Here is a 20,332-nt window from a genome sequence, read left to right on the forward strand (position 1 = left end):
CGTGGCCGAGGCGCTGGAATACGGCATGGTCGGGGTCAACACCGGGTTGATTTCGACCGCGGAAGCACCGTTCGGCGGCGTCAAGCTCTCCGGCCTCGGCCGCGAGGGCTCCAGATACGGCATCGAGGAATTCACCGAGATCAAATATGTCTGCCTCGGCGGCGTTGCGTAAGACAGAGACGACAAGGAAAAAACCGCGGAGCCTAAACTCCGCGGTTTTTTGAGAGAACGGCAGGCGCTGCAGTTTTCACACGTTCCTGTCGAGCAGCCTCGTTGCGCGGGCCTCGATGCCTTTCGCGTCGAGTTCATAGTGTGCGTAGAGGTGAGTGGGCGGTGCGATCAGGCTGTACTCATCGTAGATGCCGTGACGGGTCAGCTTGACGGCTAGACCTTCACTCGCCAGCACCTCTGCAACCGCACCACCCAAGCCCCCAAGCACATTGTGCTCCTCGATCGTCAGGATCCGCGGACTTTGCGCCGCCGCTTCAAGAATGGCATCGCGGTCGATCGGTTTTACCGTCGCCATGTCGAGGAAGCCGACGCTGGCACCCGCAGCCCGCAGCGCGCGCGTCGCTTCGAGAGCGGGGTGCACGGTGGAACCGGTGGCAATGATCGTAAGGTCGGTTCCCGAATAATGAGAAATCGCCTTACCGATCGTGAACGGCTGGCGGTTGGCATAGACTTCGGGATCGCGCCCGCGCTGGATGCGCATATAGATCGGATGCGGATAGTCGTTCGCCGCCTTTATCACCTCCTTGAGCTGATTGCCGTCGGCGGGCGCGATTACCGTCAGGTTGGCGATCGACCGCATGATGGCGAGGTCTTCCGTCGCATGATGCGAGGTGCCGTAGAAGCCGAGCGAGATGCCGGCGTGGTGGCCGATCAGCCGAACCGGCAGCTTGGAATAGGCGACATCCATGCGGATCTGCTCGCAGCAGAGAAGCGCGAGGAACGATGCGAAAGTTGCGACATAGGGCTTCATGCCGACGGCAGCCATCCCGGCTGCGGCCGACACCATGTTCTGTTCGGAGATCCCGAACTGAATGAAGCGATCGGGATGGAGCGCATGAAATTTCGCAAGCCCGTTCGAGTATTGCAGATCGGCCGTGCCGGCCACGATCGGTTCGCCTGCGGCAACGAGTTCGATGAGCGCGTCGGAGAGCGCGTCGAGGCCGGGCGTCACGGCATTGAGCTGGCGATATTGCCAGGACTTGTCGGAAAGCGGCTTGTTCATCTCAGATCTCCATCGCTTCGATTTCGGCAATTGCGCGCGCAGCATCCGAAGGATCGAGATAGCCGAGGTGCCAGCCCGGTTCGGTCTCCATGTAGGAGACGCCCTTGCCCTTGACCGTCTCGGCAACGATCATCACCGGACGGGTCCGCTCGCGATCGGACTTGAGCGTGCGAAACAGGGTTGCGACAGCAGCGACATCGTGGCCGTCAACGACATGGGTTTCCCAGCCAAACGCCTGCCATTTTTCGACGATCGGCTCGACGCCGATTATGTCGTCAACCGAGCCGTCGAGCTGGTAGCCGTTGCGATCGATGATGCCGATCAGCTTTCCGAGTCTGTTGTGCGCGCCGAAAAGGGCAGCCTCCCAGACCTGGCCTTCCTGCAGTTCCCCGTCGCCGATCATCACGTAAGTGCAAAAGTCCTTGCCCAGCATCCGGCCGGCGAGCGCCATTCCGCAACCGGCCGAAAGTGCGTGGCCGATCGAACCCGAGCTGAAATCGATACCGGGCACCTTTGTCATATCAGGATGGTCGCCGAGCGGATTGCCGAGGCGGGTGTAACCGTCAAGCACGTCGCGATCGATGAAATCGAGGTCGGCGAGAATGGGAAAGAGCCCGACGGCAGCGTGCCCCTTGCCCATCATGAAACGGTCGCGATCCTCCCATTTCGGTTCACCGCGCCTCAGGTCCATGGCGTCGTAGTAGAGTGCCGAGAACAGCTCCGCCGCGGAGAAGACGGAGGTGTAGTGCCCTACCTTCGCGATTTCGATCAGCCTAATTGTCTCGAGGCGACAGAATTTGGCGCGGTCCTTGAGGAATGCAATCTCCTCGTCATTCGGTCTGAGGCTGTTTCGGCCCCCGGTTGTTTCGATCCTGCTTGGTTGGGTCACGTGCTGTCCTCGTCCTCAAGGTGGGTCGCCCCACGGGATGCTTGATCACGAGGTCTGTTTTAGCTGGAGAAACGCGCGGCCGCCCGCACGATTAGCTGAAAACAATCTTCAACTATTCCAAAGAAATGAACGGGTTGGCTCATGTTACTTAGAGAGGGACGCAAGTGAAGGCGGCGGTTTTCTCAAGGAGGTAAGCAATGAAAGACGGGATGTTTGTTTTCGACGCGGCGGTCCATACGCAGGACTTCGGCGACAACCAGATCAAGCCGGGAAGCGATGGCAGGCGCGTCAAACTGCTGCGCTCGCAGATCGCCGGATTCATTAACCTGACAGGTCGCCGCGGTCCGCCACCGGAAACCGAAACCTTCTCGAACCCCGATCTCGAATGGGGCAACAAGATGCTGTTTGAGAACTCTGATACCGACATGGCGAGCGCCTGCTCCGTGCCATTGTTTTCGCACTGGCGGGCGGGGCTCGGCCCGGTCGAACTTAGCGATGCCTTCGCGAAATCGAATCCGAAGCGCGTGGTGCTGACCGGCGGCGTCGACCCGGCCTATCATGGTCTTGATTTCGCGCTCGAAGAGATGGAGCGCCAGGTCAAGGAACTCGGCGCAGTCAGCATGAAGTTTTATCAGTATCAACGCCGCGGCTGTTCCTGGCGCGCGGATGATCGCGATATTGCCTATCCCCTTTGGGAGAAGGCGATCGAGCTTGGCATCAAGATGGTGCAGTTCCACAAGGGCTTCCCGCTGGAACTGGGGCCTGTCGAAGCCTTCAAACCCAACGACATTCAATATGCTGCGGCGGATTTTCCCGAGCTCAACTTCGGAATTCACCATCTTGGCGATCCCTACGTCGACGAGACGATCTCGATCGCCAGCCGTTTCGACAACATCTACCTGATCCTGCCTCTCTGGTTTAACCAGTACTACCTTCAGCCCTGGAAGATGTTGGCGCGGCTTGGAGAAGCGCTGCTCTACGTCGGCTCTGATCGTATCTGCTACGGCTCGGAGGCCTTCATCTGGCCGCACGTGCAGACCTATATCGATACGCTCGCCAACCTCGAAATGCCGGAGGAACTGCAGGAACGCTACGGCTATCCGGAAATCACCCGCGAGATGAAGGAAAACATCCTCGGCAAGGCGTTTGCCCGCGGCATGGGCATCGATATCGAAGCCAAGAAGATCGAGCTGGGGCTGGTCGCATGACTGCCCGGCCCACCATATCACCGGACGCGCTTGAGGCCGCCTTCGCGCGCATCCGGCCGCTGATCCTTGGCCACGGCGGCGATATCGAAATCGCCGATATCAGCCCGGAGGGCGTCGTCAGCATCAAGCTCGTCGGCGCGTGCAAGGCCTGCCCCAACATGGCGATGACCTATGTCGGTCCGATCCGCACCTATCTCATGGAAGTGGACGGCGTGGCGGAGGTCCGCTGCGAGCAGGTCAATGCGAGCCTCAAGACGCTGGATCGACTGGCGCGTCGACTGGGATCGAGACCGCTCATCGTCTGACAAGGCAAGGAATTGTGGAAAGACTGAAACCGCGTTTCGCAAGGAGCGCGGTTTTTCTGTGTCCTTCGCCGCTTGCTTGATGTTCCAACCGCCAAACGCAAAACGGCGCGCCCGGGGGCGCGCCTTGGAGTTTTTCGAGTTGGCTCTGTGCTCAGGGAATGATGCGTTCGGCGCGCAGCCGGTCGAACACGTCGACGAAGGAGCGCTCCGTGTCCTGCGTTTCAGTGAAGCCGAGCGCCCTGGCCTTTGCCATCGAGTGGACGCATTCCATCGGGCGACCGAGGTCGAGGTCGGTGTGCCATGCGGAGGCGAGGCGGTCGAGCTTGTTCGGCTGAAGGCCGTGGTCGCCGACAAGGCGGGCCCAATCGTTGCCGAGATCTTTCATCTGTTCGGCAAGGGAGTTGTACTGCCCAGGGTACTCCGCCACCGGGATCTCGAAGTAGTCGGCGATCGTCTGCCAGAGCTGTTCCCAACGAAAGACATCACCATTGACCGCGTTGAATGCTTCGTTGCGGGCGTTCGGCTCGGTGCCGGCCCAAACGATCTGCTTGGCGAGGATACGCGCATCGGTAATGTCGTTGAGGCCGCGATAAGCTGTCGGGCTTCCGGGGAAGCGGAACGGCCTGCCGGTCGCCTTGCAGATGGAAGCGTGTGTGGCAAGCGTCGCGCCGATGTTCATCAGGTTGCCGACCGCATAGCCGATGATCGTATGGGAGCGATGGACAGACCAGCCGAAGTCGTACTCGGCGGCATAGGCCATGACGATGTCTTCGAGCTCGTAGTAGAAGTTCTTCTTCGGCAACCGCGGCGCCGTTTCACGGAATGGTGTGACCGGCTGGACCTTGCCGTAGTCCTCGAAAGGGCCGAGATAATGCTTCGTGCCGGTGACGACGCCGACGTGCTGCAGGCAACCCTTGTCCTTGAAGGCGTCGAGAACATTCTTCAGCATGTCGCCGTTGAGGCGAATGTTTTCGTCCTCGTTCGACCCCAGCGTCCAGGAGCAATAGAAGACATGCGTCGGTGCAAGGTGCGAAAGGGCGGCAATCGCCTCGTCCCGCTTCAACAGATCAACCGCGTGCGGCTTGATGTACGACGATCCCAGCGGTGGCCGGCGTGAGGCGCCGTGGATCTCCCAGCCGCCGAGGTCTCTGAGATGTTCGGCAACGTTCAGCCCGACGATTCCCGTTGCACCGACGATCAATGCGCGTTTTTGATACATGGATTCCTCCCTTTGTGATGTGTGGGCGAGAGGATGACGCTTTACCCTCTGGTCAGGTAGGCTGGCTTGGGGAATAACTGAAGTGAATAGAATTCACGAATGGTATTTGGGATGCAAAACCGCGCTCTCGAGATGGAAGTCTTCGTGACGATCGTCGATGCTGGTAGCTTCTCGGCGGCGGCCCGCATCTTTTCGATGTCGCCATCGGCCATCAGCAAGCTGGTCACGCGGCTTGAAAAGCGTCTCGGCGTTCAGCTCGTTGTCCGCTCGACCCGCAGCTTTCGACTGACCATTGAGGGCAGCGATTTCTACACGACGTCACGGGCCATCGTACAGGAAATCGCCGAGGCCGAGGCAAAGATCGCGCGCAAGGCCGAGGCCATCGGCGGGCTTCTGAAGGTCAGCACCAACCTGCCGTTCGGCACGCATGTGCTCTCGCCTTTGGTCGTCCGGTTTCTCGACGAAAACCCGGGCATGCGCATCGATCTCGAACTCAGCGACGAACCCGTCGACCTGATTGCGGAGAAGACAGATATCGCGATCCGGACGGGCGTTCTGCGCGATTCTTCGTTACGTTCCCGTCGGTTGCTGGATTCACCAAGGCACATCGTCGCCTCGCCAGACTATCTGGCCCGGCATGGCGAACCGGCCCGGCCTGAGGAATTGCGTCAGCACGCGTGCCTGACCTTCGGTGGCCGTCCGCACCTCAGCACCTGGCAGTTCAAGGATCCTGCGGATGGTGCCTCTATTGATGTCGACGTTGGCGGCCGGCTGGTCGTCAACAACGGCGAATCCATGCGGTTGTTCGCCCTTCAAGCAGCCGGCATCGCCAGGCTTTCCGCGTTTCACGTCGGGCGGGATCTTACCGAGCGGCGTCTTGTCCGGCTGCTCGTTCCCTGGGATGCGGGAGAGACCGAGCCGATCTCGGCGATCTTTTCGGCCCAGACGCATGTTCCACAGAGAATTCGCACGTTCCTCGACTTCTTGGCGCGGTCGATACGAGAAATTATCAGGTGATAAATTATCACTTGATCAATTCTGGTGGCGGTGGTAGTTTTTATGTCAGCTCAGGGAGAGAGCATGGGAGGTTCCCGGCCGTTATTCAGGTCGGAGCCAAGTCTGATTTTCAAAAGCATGAAGGGCTGACACCAACCGCGTGTCGGAACGATAGGCTATGGCAAAAGCAGCACGAAAATACCTCGACGCGGCTGACCGCGAGCAGCAGATCCTCGAGTTTGCGATCGATTTCGTCGCCCAGAGAGGACTACGGTTTACGACGCGGGAACTGGCCGATGCGCTCGGCGTTTCACAGCCGCTGCTCTACCGCTATTTCAAGAACCGCGACGACCTGCTCCAGAAGATCTATGACGAAGTCTATCTGAAGCGCTGGGATCCGGGCTGGAACGAGCTGCTCGCCGATCGATCGCTGTCGATCCGCGAACGTCTCGTCCGTTACCTCAGGGCCTATACGGCTGCGATCCTCGACGAGCGCTGGATCCGGATTTTCATCGCATCGGCGCTTGAAGACCCGCAGATCACACAGAAATATCTCGGGCTGCTGCACGAAACGACCTTTCCGCTGATCTTCGCCGAGATTGCCGCGGAAGCTGGCGTTGCCGTTCCGTCCGGTCCGAAGGCTGACGAACTGGTGCTTGAGATCGTCTGGGGCTTTCACTCGAGCTTCTTCTACATGGGCGTGCGCAAATACGTCTACCGCAACAAGATACCGGATGATCTCGACCCGATCATCCGCGCGCGCGTCGAAGTGTTTGTTACTGGCCTTGCCGCGAGCATGGGCAATCTCGGACAGTTCCTGCCCGGGGTGGAGGCGGCCCAATGAATAGTATCCAGGACCTCCGCGTCTTCTCGGAAATCGTCAAGTCGAACAGCTTTTCGCTCGCCGCCTCGAAGCTTGGCCTGTCGCCGGCAACCATGAGTGGGCGGCTGAAGGCACTCGAATGTCACTTCGGCGTCGCCCTCCTGAAGCGGACAACGCGCTCGCTTTGCCTGACGGAGGAGGGGCGCTACCTCTTCGAAACATCGCAGGGGATCCTCGAGGACTTCGAGCGGCTCGACAAGACAATGCGTCAGCGCAAGAAAAACCCGAACGGAACGGTGACCATCGCCGCGCCAACGGAATTCGGACGGAAGTACCTGATCCCGTTGACCAGCGAGTTCGGCGCCGCGCATCCCGAAATCGGTTTCCGCCTCATTCTTGGTGATGACGACGTCAACCTGGTCGACGACGACTGCGATATCGTCATTCGCTTCGGCGCGGTGCCAGACAGCGCACTGACCACCCGCAAGCTCGGCGAAAACCCGATGGTGATCTGTGCAGCGCCCGACTATTTGGCGCGCATGGGGGCGCCGGATGCGCCGTCCGATCTCGTTGTCCATAACTGTCTGGTCTATCTCGACGGCAAGACCGCTGCCGACAAATGGGGTTTTGCCGTTGACGGTGAACCTACGCTCGTGCGCGTCAGCGGCAACCGCATCGTTTCCGACCGGCAGGCGCTGATCGACCTTGCCAAGGCCGGCCAAGGCCTCATTCGCGTGTCGTCCTGGGATGTCGCGCGCGAACTGGAAGAAGGAATGCTGGTCGCCGTCCTCAGGGATTTCGACTGTGACCCCGAGATCATCCATCTCCTGTCTGAACCGAGACATCGCCTGCCTCTGCGGACGGCCGAGTTCATCGATTTTCTCCTGCAGCGCGTGAAGCGCCTGAGCCGTAGCGCCGAGCTTTGCAGGACCGAGTATTCAAGGCTGCGCGGCGCCGCCTGATCGCGTTCCACATCATCCTAACTTCCGACGGTGCGCCTTCCTGGCCACCGAACGACGACGCATGGAGATTTTTTAGAATGGATTATGGTCTTACCGGCAAACACGTGTTGGTGACGGGCGGTGCCACGGGCATCGGACGCGCTATTGCCTCGGTCTTTCTCGCCGAAGGCGCGGATGTCACCGTGAGCGGCATCAGCGCCGCGGAGGTTGGGGATACCATCGCGGCTCTTGGCCAGCGCTGCCGTGGGATCGCCGGGGATCTGACGGTCGAGGGGGAGGCCGAGCGCCTATATGCCTTCGCCTCCTCCCATCGCCCTGTCGATATCCTCGTCAACAGCATCGGCATCTTCGAAGTCCGCGATTTCTTCGAGACGACGGACGAGCACTGGTTTCGCTATTTCGATGTGAACGTCATGACCGGCGTACGCATGTCGCGGCTGGTGCTGAAGGAGATGCTGGCGCGCGGCGAAGGCAGCGTCGTCTTCATCAGCAGCGAAAGCGCCGTCAAGCCACAGCCCTGGATGGCCCATTACGGCGCCATGAAGACCTGTCTGCTCGGCCTGTCGCGGGCGCTTGCCGAGTTGACGAAGGGCACCCGGGTCAGGGTCAACACCATCCTGCCAGGGCCCACGAACACCGAAGCCGTTCGTCGCTATCACCAGGAAATTGCCGATGAGAAGGGCACGACCCGCGAAGCGGTCGTCTCCGACTACTTCGATGAAACCGAGCCGACCTCGCTTATCCGCAGAATGATCGAGCCGGACGAAGTCGCACGCAGCGTCGTGCATCTCGCAGCAAGCCCGCACCTCAACGGCATGGCGATGCGTGCGGAGGGCGGCACCATCCGGGCCATACTCTGAGCCTTCTTCAGCGGCGCTGAAGAGTGAATTCAGGGCAACGTCCTCAATCGCAAGAGCCAATCGGTTTATCAATAAAATCAGCAGGTTTCGGGAGGTGCAGGTGAAAAGATTTGATCTTAGCGGCAAGCGTGCCTTCGTCACCGGTGCCGGCAGTGGTCTCGGACAGGCGATCGCCATTGCGCTTGCCGAGGCGGGTGCCGATGTCGCCTGCTTCGACCTGTCGGGTGCCGAAGGTCAGGACGTGACGCTGGCGGCGATCTCCGCCACCGGTCGAAGCGGCTTTGCCCTCGACGGTGACGTCACCGATCGCAGTTCGATCGAAGCCGCATTCGATCGTGCCGAACGGGAGCTCGGTGAGATCGACATCGCCGTCAACAGCGCCGGTATTGCCAATGTCAGCGCGGCCGAGACGATGCCGCAGTCCCAGTTTCTGAGGATGATGGACATCAACCTCAACGGGCTCTTCTGGTCCTGTCAGGTCGAGGGCCGCCGCATGCTGGAACGTGGTCGCGGCTCCATTCTCAACATGGCGTCGATCTGTGGCTCGACCGCGATCCCGGGTCTGGAACAGGCGCACTACGACGCAACGAAAGCGGCGGTGATCCGCCTGACGAAGAGCCTCGCAGCCGAATGGGCCGGGCGGGGCGTGCGCGTCAACTGCCTGAGCCCGGGCTTCATGGCAACGCCCATGAACAGCCGCCCGGAAGTGGCCGAGAATGTCCGCAGGTTCGCCGAGATGACGCCGATGAAACGCATGGGGCAACCACACGAAGTGGGCGGACCGGCGGTGTTTCTCGCAAGCGAAGCGGCCAGTTACTGCACCGGCGTCGATCTGAATATCGACGGCGGCTTTCTATCAATCTGACGACAGAGTGGGAGGAAAAATCATGTCGACAGTTCTGAAATTCACCAGCGTAGCAATCCTTGCCCTGTGGGCCGCATCACCGGCCCTCGCCAAACCTGTCAAGATCGGCTGGATCCAGGGCAACGCGGCCTTCCAGGCCGAACAGCGCACGCAGGACGGCTTCAAGAAGTACCTGACCGACAACAACATCGACGATTGGGAAGTGACCTATCTCGACTCTGCCGGGTCTGCGGAGAAAGTCGCCAACAACATCGAGGATGCCGTCAACCGCGGTGTCGATGTCATCTACGTGACCTACGCGGACCTGCGCGCGTCCAGTAACGCGCTCAAGGGCGCAGAATCGGCACACATTCCGGTCTACACTGTCGACTCCGGCTGGATCCCGGGCTCGACCGCGGACATCACCACGAACAACTGGCAGATGTCCGCCGAGGTATCGCTGAGCCTGATCAGCCAGATGAAGGGCAAGGGCAACCTCATCATCATCACCACCGACAAGATCAAGCCGGTGCGTGAGCGTACCGATACGCTGCGGGCGATCCTGAAGGAGTATCCCGACATCAAGGTCATCGGCGAATACAATTTCGACGTGGCCAACTTCTACCAGGAAACGCTGAACGCCGTTCAGGACTTCGCCACGCGTTACGGCGAAGAAATCACCGCTGTCTGGACGCCCTGGGACGAGCCGGCACAGGCAGCGATCACCGCGCTCCAGGGCGCCGGATTGAACGTGCCCGTCTCGGGCATGGACGGCCACCCGGAGGCGATCAAGGCGATCTGCGAGCCCAACTCCATGTTCGTCGCCACCGGGCGGCAGCAGTTCGAGGAGTGGGGTGTCAATCTTGCGACCTATGCCAAGCGCGTCATGGTGGATGGTGACCATCCGAAGGAGGTCACCAACGGCAAGGACATCGTCTACTACGGTGCGACGCTCTTCACCAAGGACAACTGCAAGTGAACCGGCCGGGCGGGCGGTGCGACCGCCCGTCCATTTCGGAGGTGCAACATGTCGATTGTTCTTGAGAACATCACCAAGCAATGGCCCGGCACGCTCGCGCTCGACGGCGTATCTATCGAGATCGTCGAGGGCCGCGTGCACGGCATCGTCGGCGAGAACGGTGCCGGCAAGACGACCCTCGTCAGCATTTTGAGCGGCGCCGTCCAGCCCACGGCCGGCACGCTCAGCATGGCAGGCCAGCCGGTCGCTTTCGAAAATCCGGCGGCGGCCGTTGCAAACGGCGTCTCGCTCGTATCGCAGGAAGGCAGCCTGGTGCCGCACCTGACGGGCGCCGAGAACATCTGTCTTGGCTTCGAGCCGGTCAAAAGCCGCTTTTTCATCAACCGGCGCGAAGTTCAGCGGCAGGCGGAAGAGCTGGCGAAACAGTGGTTCCCGGAAACGGCAATCGCACTCAATCGCAAGGTCGATGAACTTCCCTATGCCGACCAGAAGGTCATCGAAATCCTGCGCGCGCTGCACTCGCGTCCAAAGGTCCTGATCCTCGACGAGCCGACGGCAACGCTGCCGGCCAAGGAAAAACAGAGCCTCTGGACACTGATCCGCCAACTGTCCGATGCCGGGATGGCGGTGGTTCTCATCAGTCACTTCCTTCAGGAGGTGGTCGATCTTTGCGACGAGATCACCGTCCTGCAGGACGGCCGCAAGGTGAGCCACCTCTCCAATGCGAGGCACGAGGTGACTGAACGCCAGCTGATCGACCTCATGCTCAATCGCGGGCAGACCGGCAATCAACATCGTCTGTTCGACAGCGCTCTTACGGAACGCAGCCTTGCCGACGACGCGGAGATCGTCGTCGATATCAAGGGCTGGCAGGGTGCGCGCTTCCTCATGGATGGCCTGGAAGTTCGCAGCGGCGAGATCGTCGGACTGATCGGACTGACCGGTTCCGGGCACTTCGAATTCGCCCAGTCGCTGTTTGAACCACGCCTTGCCACGGCGGGGGAGTATCGCTTCAAGAGCAAGGATGTCGGGCGCGCCAGCGTGCGCGACATGAAACGGCGCGGTGCTGCGCTCATCCCCGATCACCGGATGATCAATGCCATGATCGGCGACTGGACAGTTCGGGAGAACATGTCGATGGCGGGTATCCAGGAGACCAGCCTCAAGCCGTTCGGAGTGGTCCAGAACGGGCGCGAGCGCGCCGAGACCCACCGCCTGATCAAGCGATTGAACATCAAGACGTCGAGCGCGGAGACGAAGATCGTCGAGCTCAGCGGCGGCAACAAGCAGAAGGTCTCCGTCGCCAAATGGCAATTCGCTTCCGAGGGTAAGTACAAGCTCTTTGTCTTTCTCGAGCCCACCGAAGGCGTGGATGTCGGCGCAAAACGCGAAATCCATGACCTCATCATCTCGCTCGCCGAACGCGGCGCGGCGGTCATCGTCGCCTCGAGCGATCTGCTCGAAATCGCCCATGTGGCCGACCGGGTCGTGGCGTTCAGGAACGGTCGGGATGCCGACCAGATCGCTCGCCGCGACTTCAGCGAAGCTGTCTTCATCAATGCAATTGCGGGGGTAACCCAATGACCATGACAACAACTCTTGCTCAGGAAAAAGCGTCCCGCCCGATGCGCATTGGCACACTGGTACAGAAGTACAGCACGCTTGCCGTCCTGGTCGTCCTTTTCCTGGCTTTCTCGATCGGCACGGACCGGTTCTTCACCGGCACCAATCTCGTCAACATCCTCCAGCAGATCTCGATGCTGACGATCGTCGCCGTCGGTCTGACCTTTGGGTTCGCCGCCAAGGAGATGGATCTTTCCGTCGGTTATGTCGTTGGGCTCGCCGGTCTGCTGGCACCCCTATTGATGGTGGCCGGTGTGCCGATCCCCTTGTCGATCGTCGGCGCGCTCGGAGCTGGCCTTGCCGTCGGCCTCATCAATTCTGCGCTCGTCGTCGGCGTCGGCGTTCCCTCGCTGATCGCGACGCTTGCGGCCGGTTCCATTCTGTGGGGCATCAACTTCATGATCTCTGGCGGTCGTGCGATCTATGGTGGCATTCCCCCCGAGTATCTGGCGGTGGGTCAGGGCAAGGTCGCAGGCATCCTGCCCTATCCGGCACTGATCATGTTGGTCGTCGTTGCCGCCTCGTGGTTCCTCATGGAGCGCACGACCTTCGGCCGTTACCTTTATGCAGTCGGCGGCAATGCGCGGGCCGCCGAGCTTTCGGGCATCAAGGTCCGTTCCTACCGGGTCTATGGGCTGGCACTGAGTTCGCTCTTTGCTGCGATCTCCGGGATCATTCTTTCGGCCCGGCTTGGTTCCGGCCAGCCGAACGGTGGCGAAACCTATCTGCTGGACGGCCTTGCTGCCGTCTTCATCGGCATGACGATGCTTCGCCCGGGCACGGCGACCGTCATGGGGACGTTCTTCGGAGCGCTGCTGATCGGCATCATGAACAATGGCCTGAACCTGGTGGGCATGGACACCTACGTGCAGAGCATCGTCAAGGGCATCATCATCGTGATCGCCGTGTCGGTGGTCTCGCGGACGACGAAGCTGAAGCTTCTTTGACAGAACAGCGGTTGGTGAATGCCGAAGAAACCTTGACGTGCTCCTCGATTGCCATGGCATCCTTGCTGCGGCCATCGTGGAGCATGTGGAGGAGACTGCAGTCATGAACCTGAACCTTAAAGACAAGGTCGTAATCGTCACGGGCGCAAGCTCCGGCATCGGGCTGGAGACGGCAAAGCTGTTCCTGTCCGAGGGCGCCCGCGTTCTGGGCGTCAGCCGAGACATGACACCGGTGAAAGACCTTGCCACGCCTGACCGCTGGCAGACGTGCGAGGTCGATCTTGGGGACAAGGGGGCAGGGGAAGCGGCGGCCGACACCGCGCTCAAAGCCTTCGGTCGCATTGACGTGCTTTTCAACAATGCCGGCATCTGTCCGACACGCGGCGGCTTTCTCGAAGTCTCGGACGAGGAGTGGGCGCAGACGCTCAATGTCAATCTCATGGGCTATGTCCGCATGGCACGGGCCGTGCTCCCCGCCATGCTCGCACAGAAGAGGGGCGTGCTTATCCATTGTGGTTCGGAGGCCGGGCGCATGCCGCACCCGCTGCTGCCGGACTACAGCACCTCAAAGGCCGCCATCGCCCTTCTGTCCAAGGCGCTTGCCCGCGAGTTCACGCCAAAGGGCATTCGTTCGAATGTGGTCGCGCCCGCCCACATTCGAACCGAACTCTGGGACCGCCCGGGTGGCTTCCTCCATGCGCTCGCCGAGCGCTACGGCACGACGGTCGACGGTGCAGTGGATGCGTTCCTTGCCGAATCCAGACTGCCCGCGGGTCGGCTTGGAGCCGCGCGCGACGTGGCCACTGCTGTTCTCTACCTGGCCTCGGATCTCTCCGAGTTCATCAGCGGCGATGTGATCAATATCGATGGTGGCGTTATTCCCACCACATGACGGAGGAACCGGAATGGTACCGATGGCGCAGAGCAATGTGTCGATGTCGAAGGCCTTTCGCGATGAGATCGCGAACGCGGACGAGCGTGTGGGACAAACACTGGTATCCGAAACTGACCTCGTGCGTGTCTGGCACATCAACCTTGCACCCGGCGAACGCCTTGGCTTTCACCGCCACGAACTGGACTATTGCTGGATCGCACTGACGTCAGGACGGTCTCGCTCCATGTACGCGGACGGCAACACCGTCGTTACCGACTACAAGGCCGGCGACTGCAAGGTGTTCGCCTTTGCCGCGGACGAGACGATGGTTCACGATCTAACGAACATTGGCTCCTCACAGCTTGCTTTCACCACAATCGAATTCAAGGGCTCGCTCAGGCGAGAGCATGACATGGTCGAACGACCAAAATAAACGTCGGCGATCTTAACTTCGTGTGATCCAAGGCGGACGTCTTGCGATGGGAGGTTCCCGTTCTGTGCGCCCAAAGTCGCATAATGTATCGCGTGGAATTATGCCCTCTGGCAGCTCAACCCTCAGATCAGCATGAACAACGGTTATCACTTTGATTCACCATTTAGTTCTGTGCATTGGCAGGGTCATGCAGTAGAGCCCCCGCCTTGTCAGCCGCTGCCCGCAGACGCTTGTCTCTGGTCCACAAGGTCGCTCGCTGATCAAGGAGAACCGAGGCCAGCAAGTGGGCATCTGTGTAACCAATGCCCATACTGAAAATAGCGTGGCGATCAATCATCATCATGACTTCGTCGTGCGTTGCGACGAACGCTTCGCGTTGAGCTGCCAGGAAAGCTATCACGCTACCCCGATCCCTAAGGCTGCCAAGTGCCAATTCACCAATCACGGCTGGATGGCAGAGGAGACGATCGTCCTCAATAATCCTACGCAGCTCTGCATCGCCGTGCCGGAAATGATCAATCCAGATAGACGTGTCCGCAAGTATCACTTGGCCGCTACGCTCCTGCGGCGCGGGGCTGCCTCTGCATCGGGCATGGTACCTCCGAGCGCGATGAGGCGTTTTCCCGACTCGACACGAACAAGCGTCTCCAACGCTTGGCGGACTAAAGCGGCGGTTTCTTTCGTGCCGGTTAGGGACCTGGCCCTTTCCATGAGCGTGTCGTCGAGGTTGATAGTCGAGCGCATCGTTTTGTTTCCTGATTCAAGTGTCTTGAAATAGCACCATTTGGTGATGAAATCTACGCTAGGTGTCCGCGTGCAAATTCGGCAATGTTGGCATCCTTGCCCTGTCTTGGAGCGGCCCAAGTGTAAAGTGAGTGGGCGGCCTAGCCGGCGATATGCGTCGACGTCTTACCCCTGAATTCAAAAACTGCAGGAGCCGCGGGTTCGTATCCCATCAAGTCGAGGGATGGGAGCGATATACCGAACTGGCAGCATATCGCTGGCTTTCTGTCGTCTCAGTCGGGGGAACGTTGTCGTTTGACTCGCCCCTCGGAACGAGCAAGGAGCGCTACCACCGGATATTGCCAATCGAGCACTCTGACGTCCCGTTCGGCGCCGATGGCCGACCGTCCGCTGCCGGGACACGCAACACGAAAAGCGGACATCTGAGCTCTTGCCACCGAGGTCTGGGGATCGGCCCGACGCGGCCGTATCTCTTGCCTTTGACGCGCGGCCATGGACCGCGCATCGATCTGCTTAGACCGCAATGCCCTGCACGGCCGCTGCGAGCGGTTCCAGCATGCGCATTTCCTCGGGTGTGAGTTTGATGGCGGCCGCTGCCACGTTTTCCGTGAGGCGGCTGCGTTTGCGCGTGCCGGGAATCGGAACCGTCTTTGCGTTCAGCTTTCGGGACTGGGCATAGAGCCAAGTCAGCGCAAGTTGGGCAGGTGTCACACCCTTGCCAGCCGCAATCTCTTCGATCTTGGCGATCAGGCGCATATTGACGTCCCGGTTCTCAGCGGAAAAGCGTGGAAAATGCTGGCGGGCATCATCTCCCGTCAGTGCAGCCGCAAATGCCTGGCCCGTCAGCATGCCGCGACCCAGTGGTGAGTAAGGCACGATCGTCAAACCGAGCTCCGCCGCAGTGGGCACCGCATCTTTCTCGATATCGCGGGTGAAGATCGACCATTCCGATTGCAGGGCGGCGATCGGATGAATGGAATGGGCAGCGCGTAGTTCGGCAGCGCTGACCGCCGATAGCCCGAGCCACTTGACCTTCCCTGCCTTGACCAGATCGCCCATCGTACCGATGGATTCTTCCAGTGGCACGGCATCGATCCGGCGATGCATGTAGTAGAGATCGATCACATCGACGCCGAGCCGTTTGAGGGAACGGTCCACCGCGGCGCGGATGAACTCGGGTCGGTTGTCGATGCTCCAGTCGTTCGGGTTATCGGGAGTGCGTGTGTAGCCGAACTTCGTAGCGATGACGACGTTGTCGCGATTGGCGGCAAAGAAAGGGGCGAGGAATTCCTCGTTCGCGCCGACACCATACATGTCGGCGGTATCGAACATGTTCACGCCGAGTTCCAGCGCCCGTTCGAGCGTGGCACGGGATTCAAGCTCGTCGGTCTCTCCGTAGAATTCGCTCATGCCCATGCAACCCAGCCCCTGGGCACCGATCATGGGTCCATTTTGTCCGAGCTGAACCTTAGGCATGGTGGTGATTGCGCTTGTCATATTGGGTCTCCATTTTTCGACAAGCATCTCTTATAAGTATTGAGTGTAGTCCATGGTCAAGGGTTAAGTGATGTTGATTTCGGAATTCGCCAGAACCACCGATCTGCCGATCGATACCATTCGCTTTTACATCACCAAGGGGCTTTTGAAGCCCGAGCGTAGCGCTAAGGGCGGTTCGAACCCTTACCAGCTGTTCCGTTCCGAAGACGTCACGGCGGCCCGGATGATCCGGCTGCAACAGGCTTTGGGATATTCGCTCGGAGAGATTCTCGCGCTCAACGAGGAGTATCGCGCGGGCGAGAATTCGTCGGAACGGACGATCGAAGTTCTACAGTCGCAGATCGCGAGATTGGAGGAACGAAAGGCCGCACTCGATGCGGCCCTATCTTTCCTTCGCGGCAAGGTTGACTGGATCAGGGCGGGCAAGCCTGACGATGCGCCCCGCCTCGAAGACTACCAGTGCTGAGGGGATCGGAGTTCGGCCAATCCCGTTTCTCTTGATATCACCGGGGCATAACCCAGTTCGCGCCGGGCCTTTCCGATGTCGAATGACACTTCCACGGCCGAGGTCGCATAGGATTGCAGGGTCAGCGGCGGAACGATCCTGCCACCGGACACCTTGGCCAGCAGGTCGCCGATCGCGGCCACGGTCCAGACGATTGCGCGCGGAACGGTCCTGTCGGGGATGGCCAGCCCCTGCGTCTCCAGCAGGGCCGAGACGAAGGTCCGGAACTGCACGGGCTCCCCATCCGAGATGAAATAGACCTCTCCACCGCGACCACGGCCGAGCGCAAGTTCAATGGCCACGCAAAGATTGACGATATGGGTGGTCGAGGTCAGATACGTGCCGCCGCCGATCCAGGCAAACTTGCCAGATCGAACAGCCTCCGTGAGTGCGGGAAGTGCCGTCGTGTCGTCGCGGCCCCAGACGAATCGCGGGCGAAGCACCACGACGGGAAAGTTAGGAGCATTGGAAGCGAGGGCGATGCGCTCGGCTGCCGCCTTGCTGCGGGAATAGCCGCCTGCCGGCTTCAGGGGCAGCGGCAGGGTCTCATCCACATCAACCAGCGGCCTGCCAGTGGCGAGAACGGATTCCGTGCTGAGATGGATGAACTTGCGGATACCCGCGGCGCGGGCTGCATCGAGAACGGCGCGCGTGCCGTCCTCGTTTGCCCGCCGCTGCTTCTCTGTCGCAGGGCCATGGTCGGTATTTGCCGCGGCATGGATCAGCGCATCGCAGCCTGCCATTCCGGCGGTAAGGCGGCTGTCGAAGAGGTCGCCCTTGAACGGTTTTGCGCCGAGCGATTGGACAAGGTGAGCTGATGCCTCGCTACGCACTAAGGCCGTGACCTCGATCCCGCGGGCGACGAAATGGTGGATCAGGTTGCGGCCGACATAGCCACTGGCCCCCGTCAGAAAGATGCGTTGAAACGGGACGTGTTTGTCCGTGGCCGCGGCTTCTGCGGCAATGTTGTCTGCCATGTCATTCACCTGATGGGATTGGGAGGGGTCAGTTCGCCTTGACGTCAGGGAGATCAATCTCTCCAGGAACCGCCGTCACGAGCCAGTTAATCTCTCGAAGAACCCTGTCGCGGTCCTCGCGGGTGAAATGGTGGAAATCGAGATGCTCGAGGAACTTCAGCCCTTCAAGCGCCAAATACGCGAGAAGCGCCCCGCGCGGCGATGGTGATGTTTCCTCGATGCGGGCGATGGTTCGGGCCTGATTGTCCTGCATCTTGCCGCGCAGTCCCGCATCTAGTGCGAGAGCAGCGCTGAGGTTGAGGGCAACCGCCCGGAACTCCTCCGGCGGCGGTTCTGCCGCGGCAAGGATTCGTCCCCGGATCGCTCGATCCTGGGGATCGTCGATCTGTTCCTCGATCCCGGCATGATGGGCATTGTCGCGCTCGAAGGCACGGTCGACGACGGCTTCGACCAGCGCCTGCTTCGACTTGTGGTCGTAGAGCACGCTTGCCTTGTTGACGCCCGCCTCCTTGGCGACGGCGTCGATCGTGAGGTTTGCCGCGCCGTCTCGTCCAACGACGCGTTCGGCCGCATCGAGAACGGCCTGCTGATCGATTACGCGCTTTCTGCCCATCGCCTCATCCAATTATTTCCAACCGGATGGTTATAAATAATTGTGGCTCGATCTGTCAAGCTTGCGCGGGACCGGCGGCTGATGGGAGCTGCGCCTTCAGGGATTGATCCAACGAGAGGTCACCAGTTCACACGCATTATTGTAGATGAATTCGGCTCTGCGGTTGTTTGCCCGCTCCAGCCGAAACCAATCCAACGCGTTGGCGCGGAAAGTCACAACCCCAAAAACCGCCCTTCCGGTAGCTTCGCCCGCCGTGTCCGCGGTGACCGGTGGCTCGTCGTTCAAGACATCACCCGGAGGCCCACCAGTATAGGTGCTTCGGGTCCACTGCGAGAGTTGGTTCCAGGCTCTGTCTGCCTGCGCACTGCCAAGTCCATGAAGCTCCGCCATTCCCCGCAGACGAATCTGCAGGCGGGATTTGTTGCAGAAACCGAGGATGGTGACCGAAGGATTCAATCCTATCTCCTGCCACTTGCGGCTTCGGATATCGGTATGAATCTCTAGGAGGCGGCTCCGCCCGTCTCCACGACGTAGCACGACCATGCGCGCCTGAGGTCGCTTGGATTTATCAACTGAACACAGATTGACTTGTCTGAAGCCTGAATCCGGATTGGCGGCAGCGTTCTCAAGTTCGCTCCAGGCGGACGCTTCTAATTCGAGAAGGTTCAACGAGCCACCTCGTGCCCGGTATCGCGGGGCGAAGTGCTGCCCGTCCCCTCGATAATGGAAAGCTCCCGGGAATATGCCCGGTTCGCGAGTTCGAGCGATGCATGATACTCGGGATCGTCGTAGCAGGCTTTGGCTGTCTCGTAGCTGTCGAACCTCACGATGAACTGGCGCGGGAAATGGTCGCCCTCGACAGTCTCTACCCGATTTCTGCCGGCGATGATCTCCGCACCATAGCGGGTAGCGACCGAAGCGAAGATGTCGTTGTAGGCCGTGAGCGCATCTCGGTCCTCGACGTCGCCGCCTCTGACAATCCAGTATCCTGACATCTGTGTTTCTCCGTGACGTAGGAGGCGACTTCTATCTGCGTGGAACCCGAGCGCCTCTTGTCTTCGCTATCAGACCGACCGGGTGAGGCCGCCATCGACCTTGAGGTTCTGGCCGGTGATGTAGCCAGCGCCTTCGGAGACGAGGAAGGAAATCGTGGCGGCAACTTCGGCGTTGGTGCCGTAGCGCTTCATCGGAACCATATCGCGGCGCTCCTCGGTGGCAGGCAGGCTGTCGATCCAGCCCGGCAGCACGTTGTTCATGCGGATATTGGCGGCCGCATAGGTGTCGGAATAGATTTTGGTGTAGGACGCGAGGCCCGCCCGAAATACCGCAGAGGTCGGGAACATCGCTGCCGGCTCAAACGCCCAGGCGGTCGAGATATTGACGATCGCGCCGGATTTCTGGGCCTGCATGATTGGCGTGACCAAGCGGACGGGGCGAATGACGTTCATCAGATAGACATCGAGGCCCGTATGCCACTGCTCGTCGGTAATCTCGGTGATGGCAGCCCGCGGGCCATGGCCTGCGCTGTTGACGAGCGCGTCGATACGGCCCCATTTCTCCATCGTGGCCTCGACCAGTCGTTTCAGATCGTCGTTCGACTGATTGGAACCCGTCACGCCGATGCCGCCGAGTTCGGCGGCGAGCGCCTCGCCCTTGCCGGAGGAGGACAGGATCGCGACCTTGAACCCGTCAGCCGCCAGTCGCTTGGCCGCCTCGGCCCCCATGCCGCTTCCGCCAGCGGTTACAATTGCTACTTTTTCTACTGCCATGATGAACTTCCTTCCCGTACGAGCGCGTTCA

At 60.4% G+C, this 20,332-nt stretch carries 25 protein-coding genes; 14 read left to right on the top strand and 11 right to left on the bottom strand.

The genetic code is table 11. The features are described from left to right. On the top strand, positions 1–172 hold a 172-nt coding region (locus AC1Q80_RS29070), incomplete at its 5' end, for an aldehyde dehydrogenase family protein (protein WP_492362795.1). A 75-nt stretch (positions 173–247) separates the two neighbouring features. Here the strand turns inward: AC1Q80_RS29070 and AC1Q80_RS29075 are convergent. Then, a complete protein-coding gene (locus tag AC1Q80_RS29075) occupies positions 248–1,234 on the bottom strand; it encodes a transketolase family protein (protein ID WP_492362719.1) in 987 nt (328 codons plus the stop codon). A 1-nt stretch (position 1,235) separates the two neighbouring features. After that, complete coding sequence (locus tag AC1Q80_RS29080) at positions 1,236–2,123, bottom strand: transketolase (RefSeq protein ID WP_327795899.1); 888 nt, start codon at positions 2,121–2,123, stop codon at positions 1,236–1,238. 197 nt (positions 2,124–2,320) lie between these two features. On the opposite strand from AC1Q80_RS29080, the gene AC1Q80_RS29085 reads away from it, so the two are divergent. Together AC1Q80_RS29085 and AC1Q80_RS29090 are read left to right on the top strand one after the other, a co-directional pair. After that, positions 2,321–3,331, top strand: a complete 1,011-nt coding sequence (locus tag AC1Q80_RS29085) for an amidohydrolase family protein (RefSeq protein WP_209792943.1) — start codon at positions 2,321–2,323, stop codon at positions 3,329–3,331. Then, on the top strand, positions 3,328–3,636 hold the full coding sequence (locus AC1Q80_RS29090; protein ID WP_173422877.1) for a NifU family protein: 309 nt from the start codon (positions 3,328–3,330) through the stop codon (positions 3,634–3,636). The genes AC1Q80_RS29085 and AC1Q80_RS29090 overlap by 4 nt, the downstream gene beginning before the upstream one ends. Positions 3,637–3,787: 151 nt before the next feature. Here AC1Q80_RS29090 and AC1Q80_RS29095 read toward each other — a convergent pair whose 3' ends face one another. Beyond that, entirely contained in the window at positions 3,788–4,855 is a 1,068-nt protein-coding gene (locus AC1Q80_RS29095; RefSeq protein WP_492362720.1) for an SDR family oxidoreductase, read from the bottom strand. Between the two features lie 111 nt (positions 4,856–4,966). Between AC1Q80_RS29095 and AC1Q80_RS29100 the strand changes: the two genes are divergently transcribed. The 10 genes from AC1Q80_RS29100 to AC1Q80_RS29145 all read left to right on the top strand — a co-directional run bounded on the left by AC1Q80_RS29100 (position 4,967) and on the right by AC1Q80_RS29145 (position 14,196). Beyond that, positions 4,967–5,872, top strand: a complete 906-nt coding sequence (locus AC1Q80_RS29100) for a LysR family transcriptional regulator (protein ID WP_492362721.1) — start codon at positions 4,967–4,969, stop codon at positions 5,870–5,872. A 157-nt stretch (positions 5,873–6,029) separates the two neighbouring features. Beyond that, entirely contained in the window at positions 6,030–6,695 is a 666-nt protein-coding gene (locus AC1Q80_RS29105; protein ID WP_492362722.1) for a TetR/AcrR family transcriptional regulator, read from the top strand. Next, complete coding sequence (locus tag AC1Q80_RS29110) at positions 6,692–7,636, top strand: LysR family transcriptional regulator (RefSeq protein ID WP_492362723.1); 945 nt, start codon at positions 6,692–6,694, stop codon at positions 7,634–7,636. The genes AC1Q80_RS29105 and AC1Q80_RS29110 overlap by 4 nt, the downstream gene beginning before the upstream one ends. A 77-nt stretch (positions 7,637–7,713) precedes the next feature. Then, positions 7,714–8,496: an SDR family NAD(P)-dependent oxidoreductase gene (locus tag AC1Q80_RS29115; protein ID WP_173422872.1), complete on the top strand. Its 783-nt coding sequence runs from the start codon at positions 7,714–7,716 to the stop codon at positions 8,494–8,496. A 100-nt stretch (positions 8,497–8,596) separates the two neighbouring features. Next, positions 8,597–9,361, top strand: a complete 765-nt coding sequence (locus tag AC1Q80_RS29120; protein WP_492362724.1) for a glucose 1-dehydrogenase — start codon at positions 8,597–8,599, stop codon at positions 9,359–9,361. Positions 9,362–9,383: 22 nt separating this feature from the next. Beyond that, on the top strand, positions 9,384–10,319 hold the full coding sequence (locus tag AC1Q80_RS29125) for a sugar ABC transporter substrate-binding protein (RefSeq protein ID WP_492362725.1): 936 nt from the start codon (positions 9,384–9,386) through the stop codon (positions 10,317–10,319). Between the two features lie 48 nt (positions 10,320–10,367). Beyond that, on the top strand, positions 10,368–11,903 hold the full coding sequence (locus AC1Q80_RS29130) for a sugar ABC transporter ATP-binding protein (protein ID WP_492362726.1): 1,536 nt from the start codon (positions 10,368–10,370) through the stop codon (positions 11,901–11,903). A gap of 41 nt (positions 11,904–11,944) precedes the next feature. Beyond that, a complete protein-coding gene (locus AC1Q80_RS29135) occupies positions 11,945–12,889 on the top strand; it encodes an ABC transporter permease (protein WP_492362727.1) in 945 nt (314 codons plus the stop codon). Between the two features lie 103 nt (positions 12,890–12,992). Continuing rightward, the gene (locus tag AC1Q80_RS29140) at positions 12,993–13,781 is read left to right on the top strand and encodes an SDR family NAD(P)-dependent oxidoreductase (protein WP_492362728.1); all 789 of its coding nucleotides are present in this window, start codon (positions 12,993–12,995) and stop codon (positions 13,779–13,781) included. 22 nt (positions 13,782–13,803) lie between these two features. Beyond that, positions 13,804–14,196 carry a cupin domain-containing protein gene (locus AC1Q80_RS29145; RefSeq protein ID WP_492362729.1) on the top strand — a complete coding sequence of 131 codons (393 nt, stop codon included), beginning with the start codon at positions 13,804–13,806 and terminating at the stop codon, positions 14,194–14,196. Between the two features lie 163 nt (positions 14,197–14,359). Here the strand turns inward: AC1Q80_RS29145 and AC1Q80_RS29150 are convergent, their stop codons facing one another. The 3 genes from AC1Q80_RS29150 to AC1Q80_RS29160 all read right to left on the bottom strand — a co-directional run bounded on the left by AC1Q80_RS29150 (position 14,360) and on the right by AC1Q80_RS29160 (position 16,437). After that, entirely contained in the window at positions 14,360–14,743 is a 384-nt protein-coding gene (locus AC1Q80_RS29150) for a PIN domain-containing protein (RefSeq protein WP_173422861.1), read from the bottom strand. Beyond that, positions 14,740–14,940: a type II toxin-antitoxin system VapB family antitoxin gene (locus tag AC1Q80_RS29155; protein ID WP_492362730.1), complete on the bottom strand. Its 201-nt coding sequence runs from the start codon at positions 14,938–14,940 to the stop codon at positions 14,740–14,742. Before AC1Q80_RS29155 ends, AC1Q80_RS29150 begins: the two co-directional genes overlap by 4 nt. A 513-nt stretch (positions 14,941–15,453) precedes the next feature. Beyond that, positions 15,454–16,437 carry an aldo/keto reductase gene (locus tag AC1Q80_RS29160; protein WP_492362731.1) on the bottom strand — a complete coding sequence of 328 codons (984 nt, stop codon included), beginning with the start codon at positions 16,435–16,437 and terminating at the stop codon, positions 15,454–15,456. A 70-nt stretch (positions 16,438–16,507) separates the two neighbouring features. Here AC1Q80_RS29160 and AC1Q80_RS29165 point away from each other — a divergent pair, with 70 nt between their 5' ends. Beyond that, a complete protein-coding gene (locus AC1Q80_RS29165) occupies positions 16,508–16,903 on the top strand; it encodes a MerR family transcriptional regulator (RefSeq protein ID WP_492362732.1) in 396 nt (131 codons plus the stop codon). On the opposite strand, the gene AC1Q80_RS29170 is transcribed toward AC1Q80_RS29165, so the two are convergent. The 5 genes from AC1Q80_RS29170 to AC1Q80_RS29190 all read right to left on the bottom strand — a co-directional run bounded on the left by AC1Q80_RS29170 (position 16,891) and on the right by AC1Q80_RS29190 (position 20,301). Continuing rightward, the gene (locus AC1Q80_RS29170; RefSeq protein WP_492362733.1) at positions 16,891–17,919 is read right to left on the bottom strand and encodes an NAD-dependent epimerase/dehydratase family protein; all 1,029 of its coding nucleotides are present in this window, start codon (positions 17,917–17,919) and stop codon (positions 16,891–16,893) included. The two genes, AC1Q80_RS29165 and AC1Q80_RS29170, sit on opposite strands and share 13 nt — an antisense overlap. Positions 17,920–17,947: 28 nt before the next feature. Further along, complete coding sequence (locus AC1Q80_RS29175; protein WP_492362734.1) at positions 17,948–18,532, bottom strand: TetR family transcriptional regulator; 585 nt, start codon at positions 18,530–18,532, stop codon at positions 17,948–17,950. 96 nt (positions 18,533–18,628) lie between these two features. Further along, a complete protein-coding gene (locus tag AC1Q80_RS29180; protein ID WP_492362735.1) occupies positions 18,629–19,201 on the bottom strand; it encodes a PNPOx family protein in 573 nt (190 codons plus the stop codon). Next, positions 19,198–19,527 (bottom strand): DUF1330 domain-containing protein, encoded by a 330-nt coding sequence (locus AC1Q80_RS29185; RefSeq protein WP_492362736.1) that lies wholly within the window; start codon positions 19,525–19,527, stop codon positions 19,198–19,200. Before AC1Q80_RS29185 ends, AC1Q80_RS29180 begins: the two co-directional genes overlap by 4 nt. 69 nt (positions 19,528–19,596) lie before the next feature. Next, on the bottom strand, positions 19,597–20,301 hold the full coding sequence (locus AC1Q80_RS29190) for an SDR family oxidoreductase (RefSeq protein WP_492362737.1): 705 nt from the start codon (positions 20,299–20,301) through the stop codon (positions 19,597–19,599). Positions 20,302–20,332: the final 31 nt, after the last annotated feature.

This window comes from Ensifer sp. GW823-FHT05D09, assembly GCF_058795755.1.

What these genes read in the sequence shown, in the direction of transcription:
- AC1Q80_RS29075 (WP_492362719.1), bottom strand. Translation starts at nt 1,234, where the DNA reads ATGAACAAGCCGCTTTCCGACAAGTCCTGGCAATATCGCCAGCTCAAT.
- AC1Q80_RS29085 (WP_209792943.1), top strand. Translation starts at nt 2,321, where the DNA reads ATGAAAGACGGGATGTTTGTTTTCGACGCGGCGGTCCATACGCAGGAC.
- AC1Q80_RS29090 (WP_173422877.1), top strand. Translation starts at nt 3,328, where the DNA reads ATGACTGCCCGGCCCACCATATCACCGGACGCGCTTGAGGCCGCCTTC.
- AC1Q80_RS29095 (WP_492362720.1), bottom strand. Translation starts at nt 4,855, where the DNA reads ATGTATCAAAAACGCGCATTGATCGTCGGTGCAACGGGAATCGTCGGG.
- AC1Q80_RS29100 (WP_492362721.1), top strand. Translation starts at nt 4,967, where the DNA reads ATGCAAAACCGCGCTCTCGAGATGGAAGTCTTCGTGACGATCGTCGAT.
- AC1Q80_RS29105 (WP_492362722.1), top strand. Translation starts at nt 6,030, where the DNA reads ATGGCAAAAGCAGCACGAAAATACCTCGACGCGGCTGACCGCGAGCAG.
- AC1Q80_RS29110 (WP_492362723.1), top strand. Translation starts at nt 6,692, where the DNA reads ATGAATAGTATCCAGGACCTCCGCGTCTTCTCGGAAATCGTCAAGTCG.
- AC1Q80_RS29115 (WP_173422872.1), top strand. Translation starts at nt 7,714, where the DNA reads ATGGATTATGGTCTTACCGGCAAACACGTGTTGGTGACGGGCGGTGCC.
- AC1Q80_RS29125 (WP_492362725.1), top strand. Translation starts at nt 9,384, where the DNA reads ATGTCGACAGTTCTGAAATTCACCAGCGTAGCAATCCTTGCCCTGTGG.
- AC1Q80_RS29130 (WP_492362726.1), top strand. Translation starts at nt 10,368, where the DNA reads ATGTCGATTGTTCTTGAGAACATCACCAAGCAATGGCCCGGCACGCTC.
- AC1Q80_RS29135 (WP_492362727.1), top strand. Translation starts at nt 11,945, where the DNA reads ATGCGCATTGGCACACTGGTACAGAAGTACAGCACGCTTGCCGTCCTG.
- AC1Q80_RS29140 (WP_492362728.1), top strand. Translation starts at nt 12,993, where the DNA reads ATGAACCTGAACCTTAAAGACAAGGTCGTAATCGTCACGGGCGCAAGC.
- AC1Q80_RS29145 (WP_492362729.1), top strand. Translation starts at nt 13,804, where the DNA reads ATGGCGCAGAGCAATGTGTCGATGTCGAAGGCCTTTCGCGATGAGATC.
- AC1Q80_RS29155 (WP_492362730.1), bottom strand. Translation starts at nt 14,940, where the DNA reads ATGCGCTCGACTATCAACCTCGACGACACGCTCATGGAAAGGGCCAGG.
- AC1Q80_RS29160 (WP_492362731.1), bottom strand. Translation starts at nt 16,437, where the DNA reads ATGACAAGCGCAATCACCACCATGCCTAAGGTTCAGCTCGGACAAAAT.
- AC1Q80_RS29165 (WP_492362732.1), top strand. Translation starts at nt 16,508, where the DNA reads ATGTTGATTTCGGAATTCGCCAGAACCACCGATCTGCCGATCGATACC.
- AC1Q80_RS29170 (WP_492362733.1), bottom strand. Translation starts at nt 17,919, where the DNA reads ATGGCAGACAACATTGCCGCAGAAGCCGCGGCCACGGACAAACACGTC.
- AC1Q80_RS29175 (WP_492362734.1), bottom strand. Translation starts at nt 18,532, where the DNA reads ATGGGCAGAAAGCGCGTAATCGATCAGCAGGCCGTTCTCGATGCGGCC.
- AC1Q80_RS29185 (WP_492362736.1), bottom strand. Translation starts at nt 19,527, where the DNA reads ATGTCAGGATACTGGATTGTCAGAGGCGGCGACGTCGAGGACCGAGAT.
- AC1Q80_RS29190 (WP_492362737.1), bottom strand. Translation starts at nt 20,301, where the DNA reads ATGGCAGTAGAAAAAGTAGCAATTGTAACCGCTGGCGGAAGCGGCATG.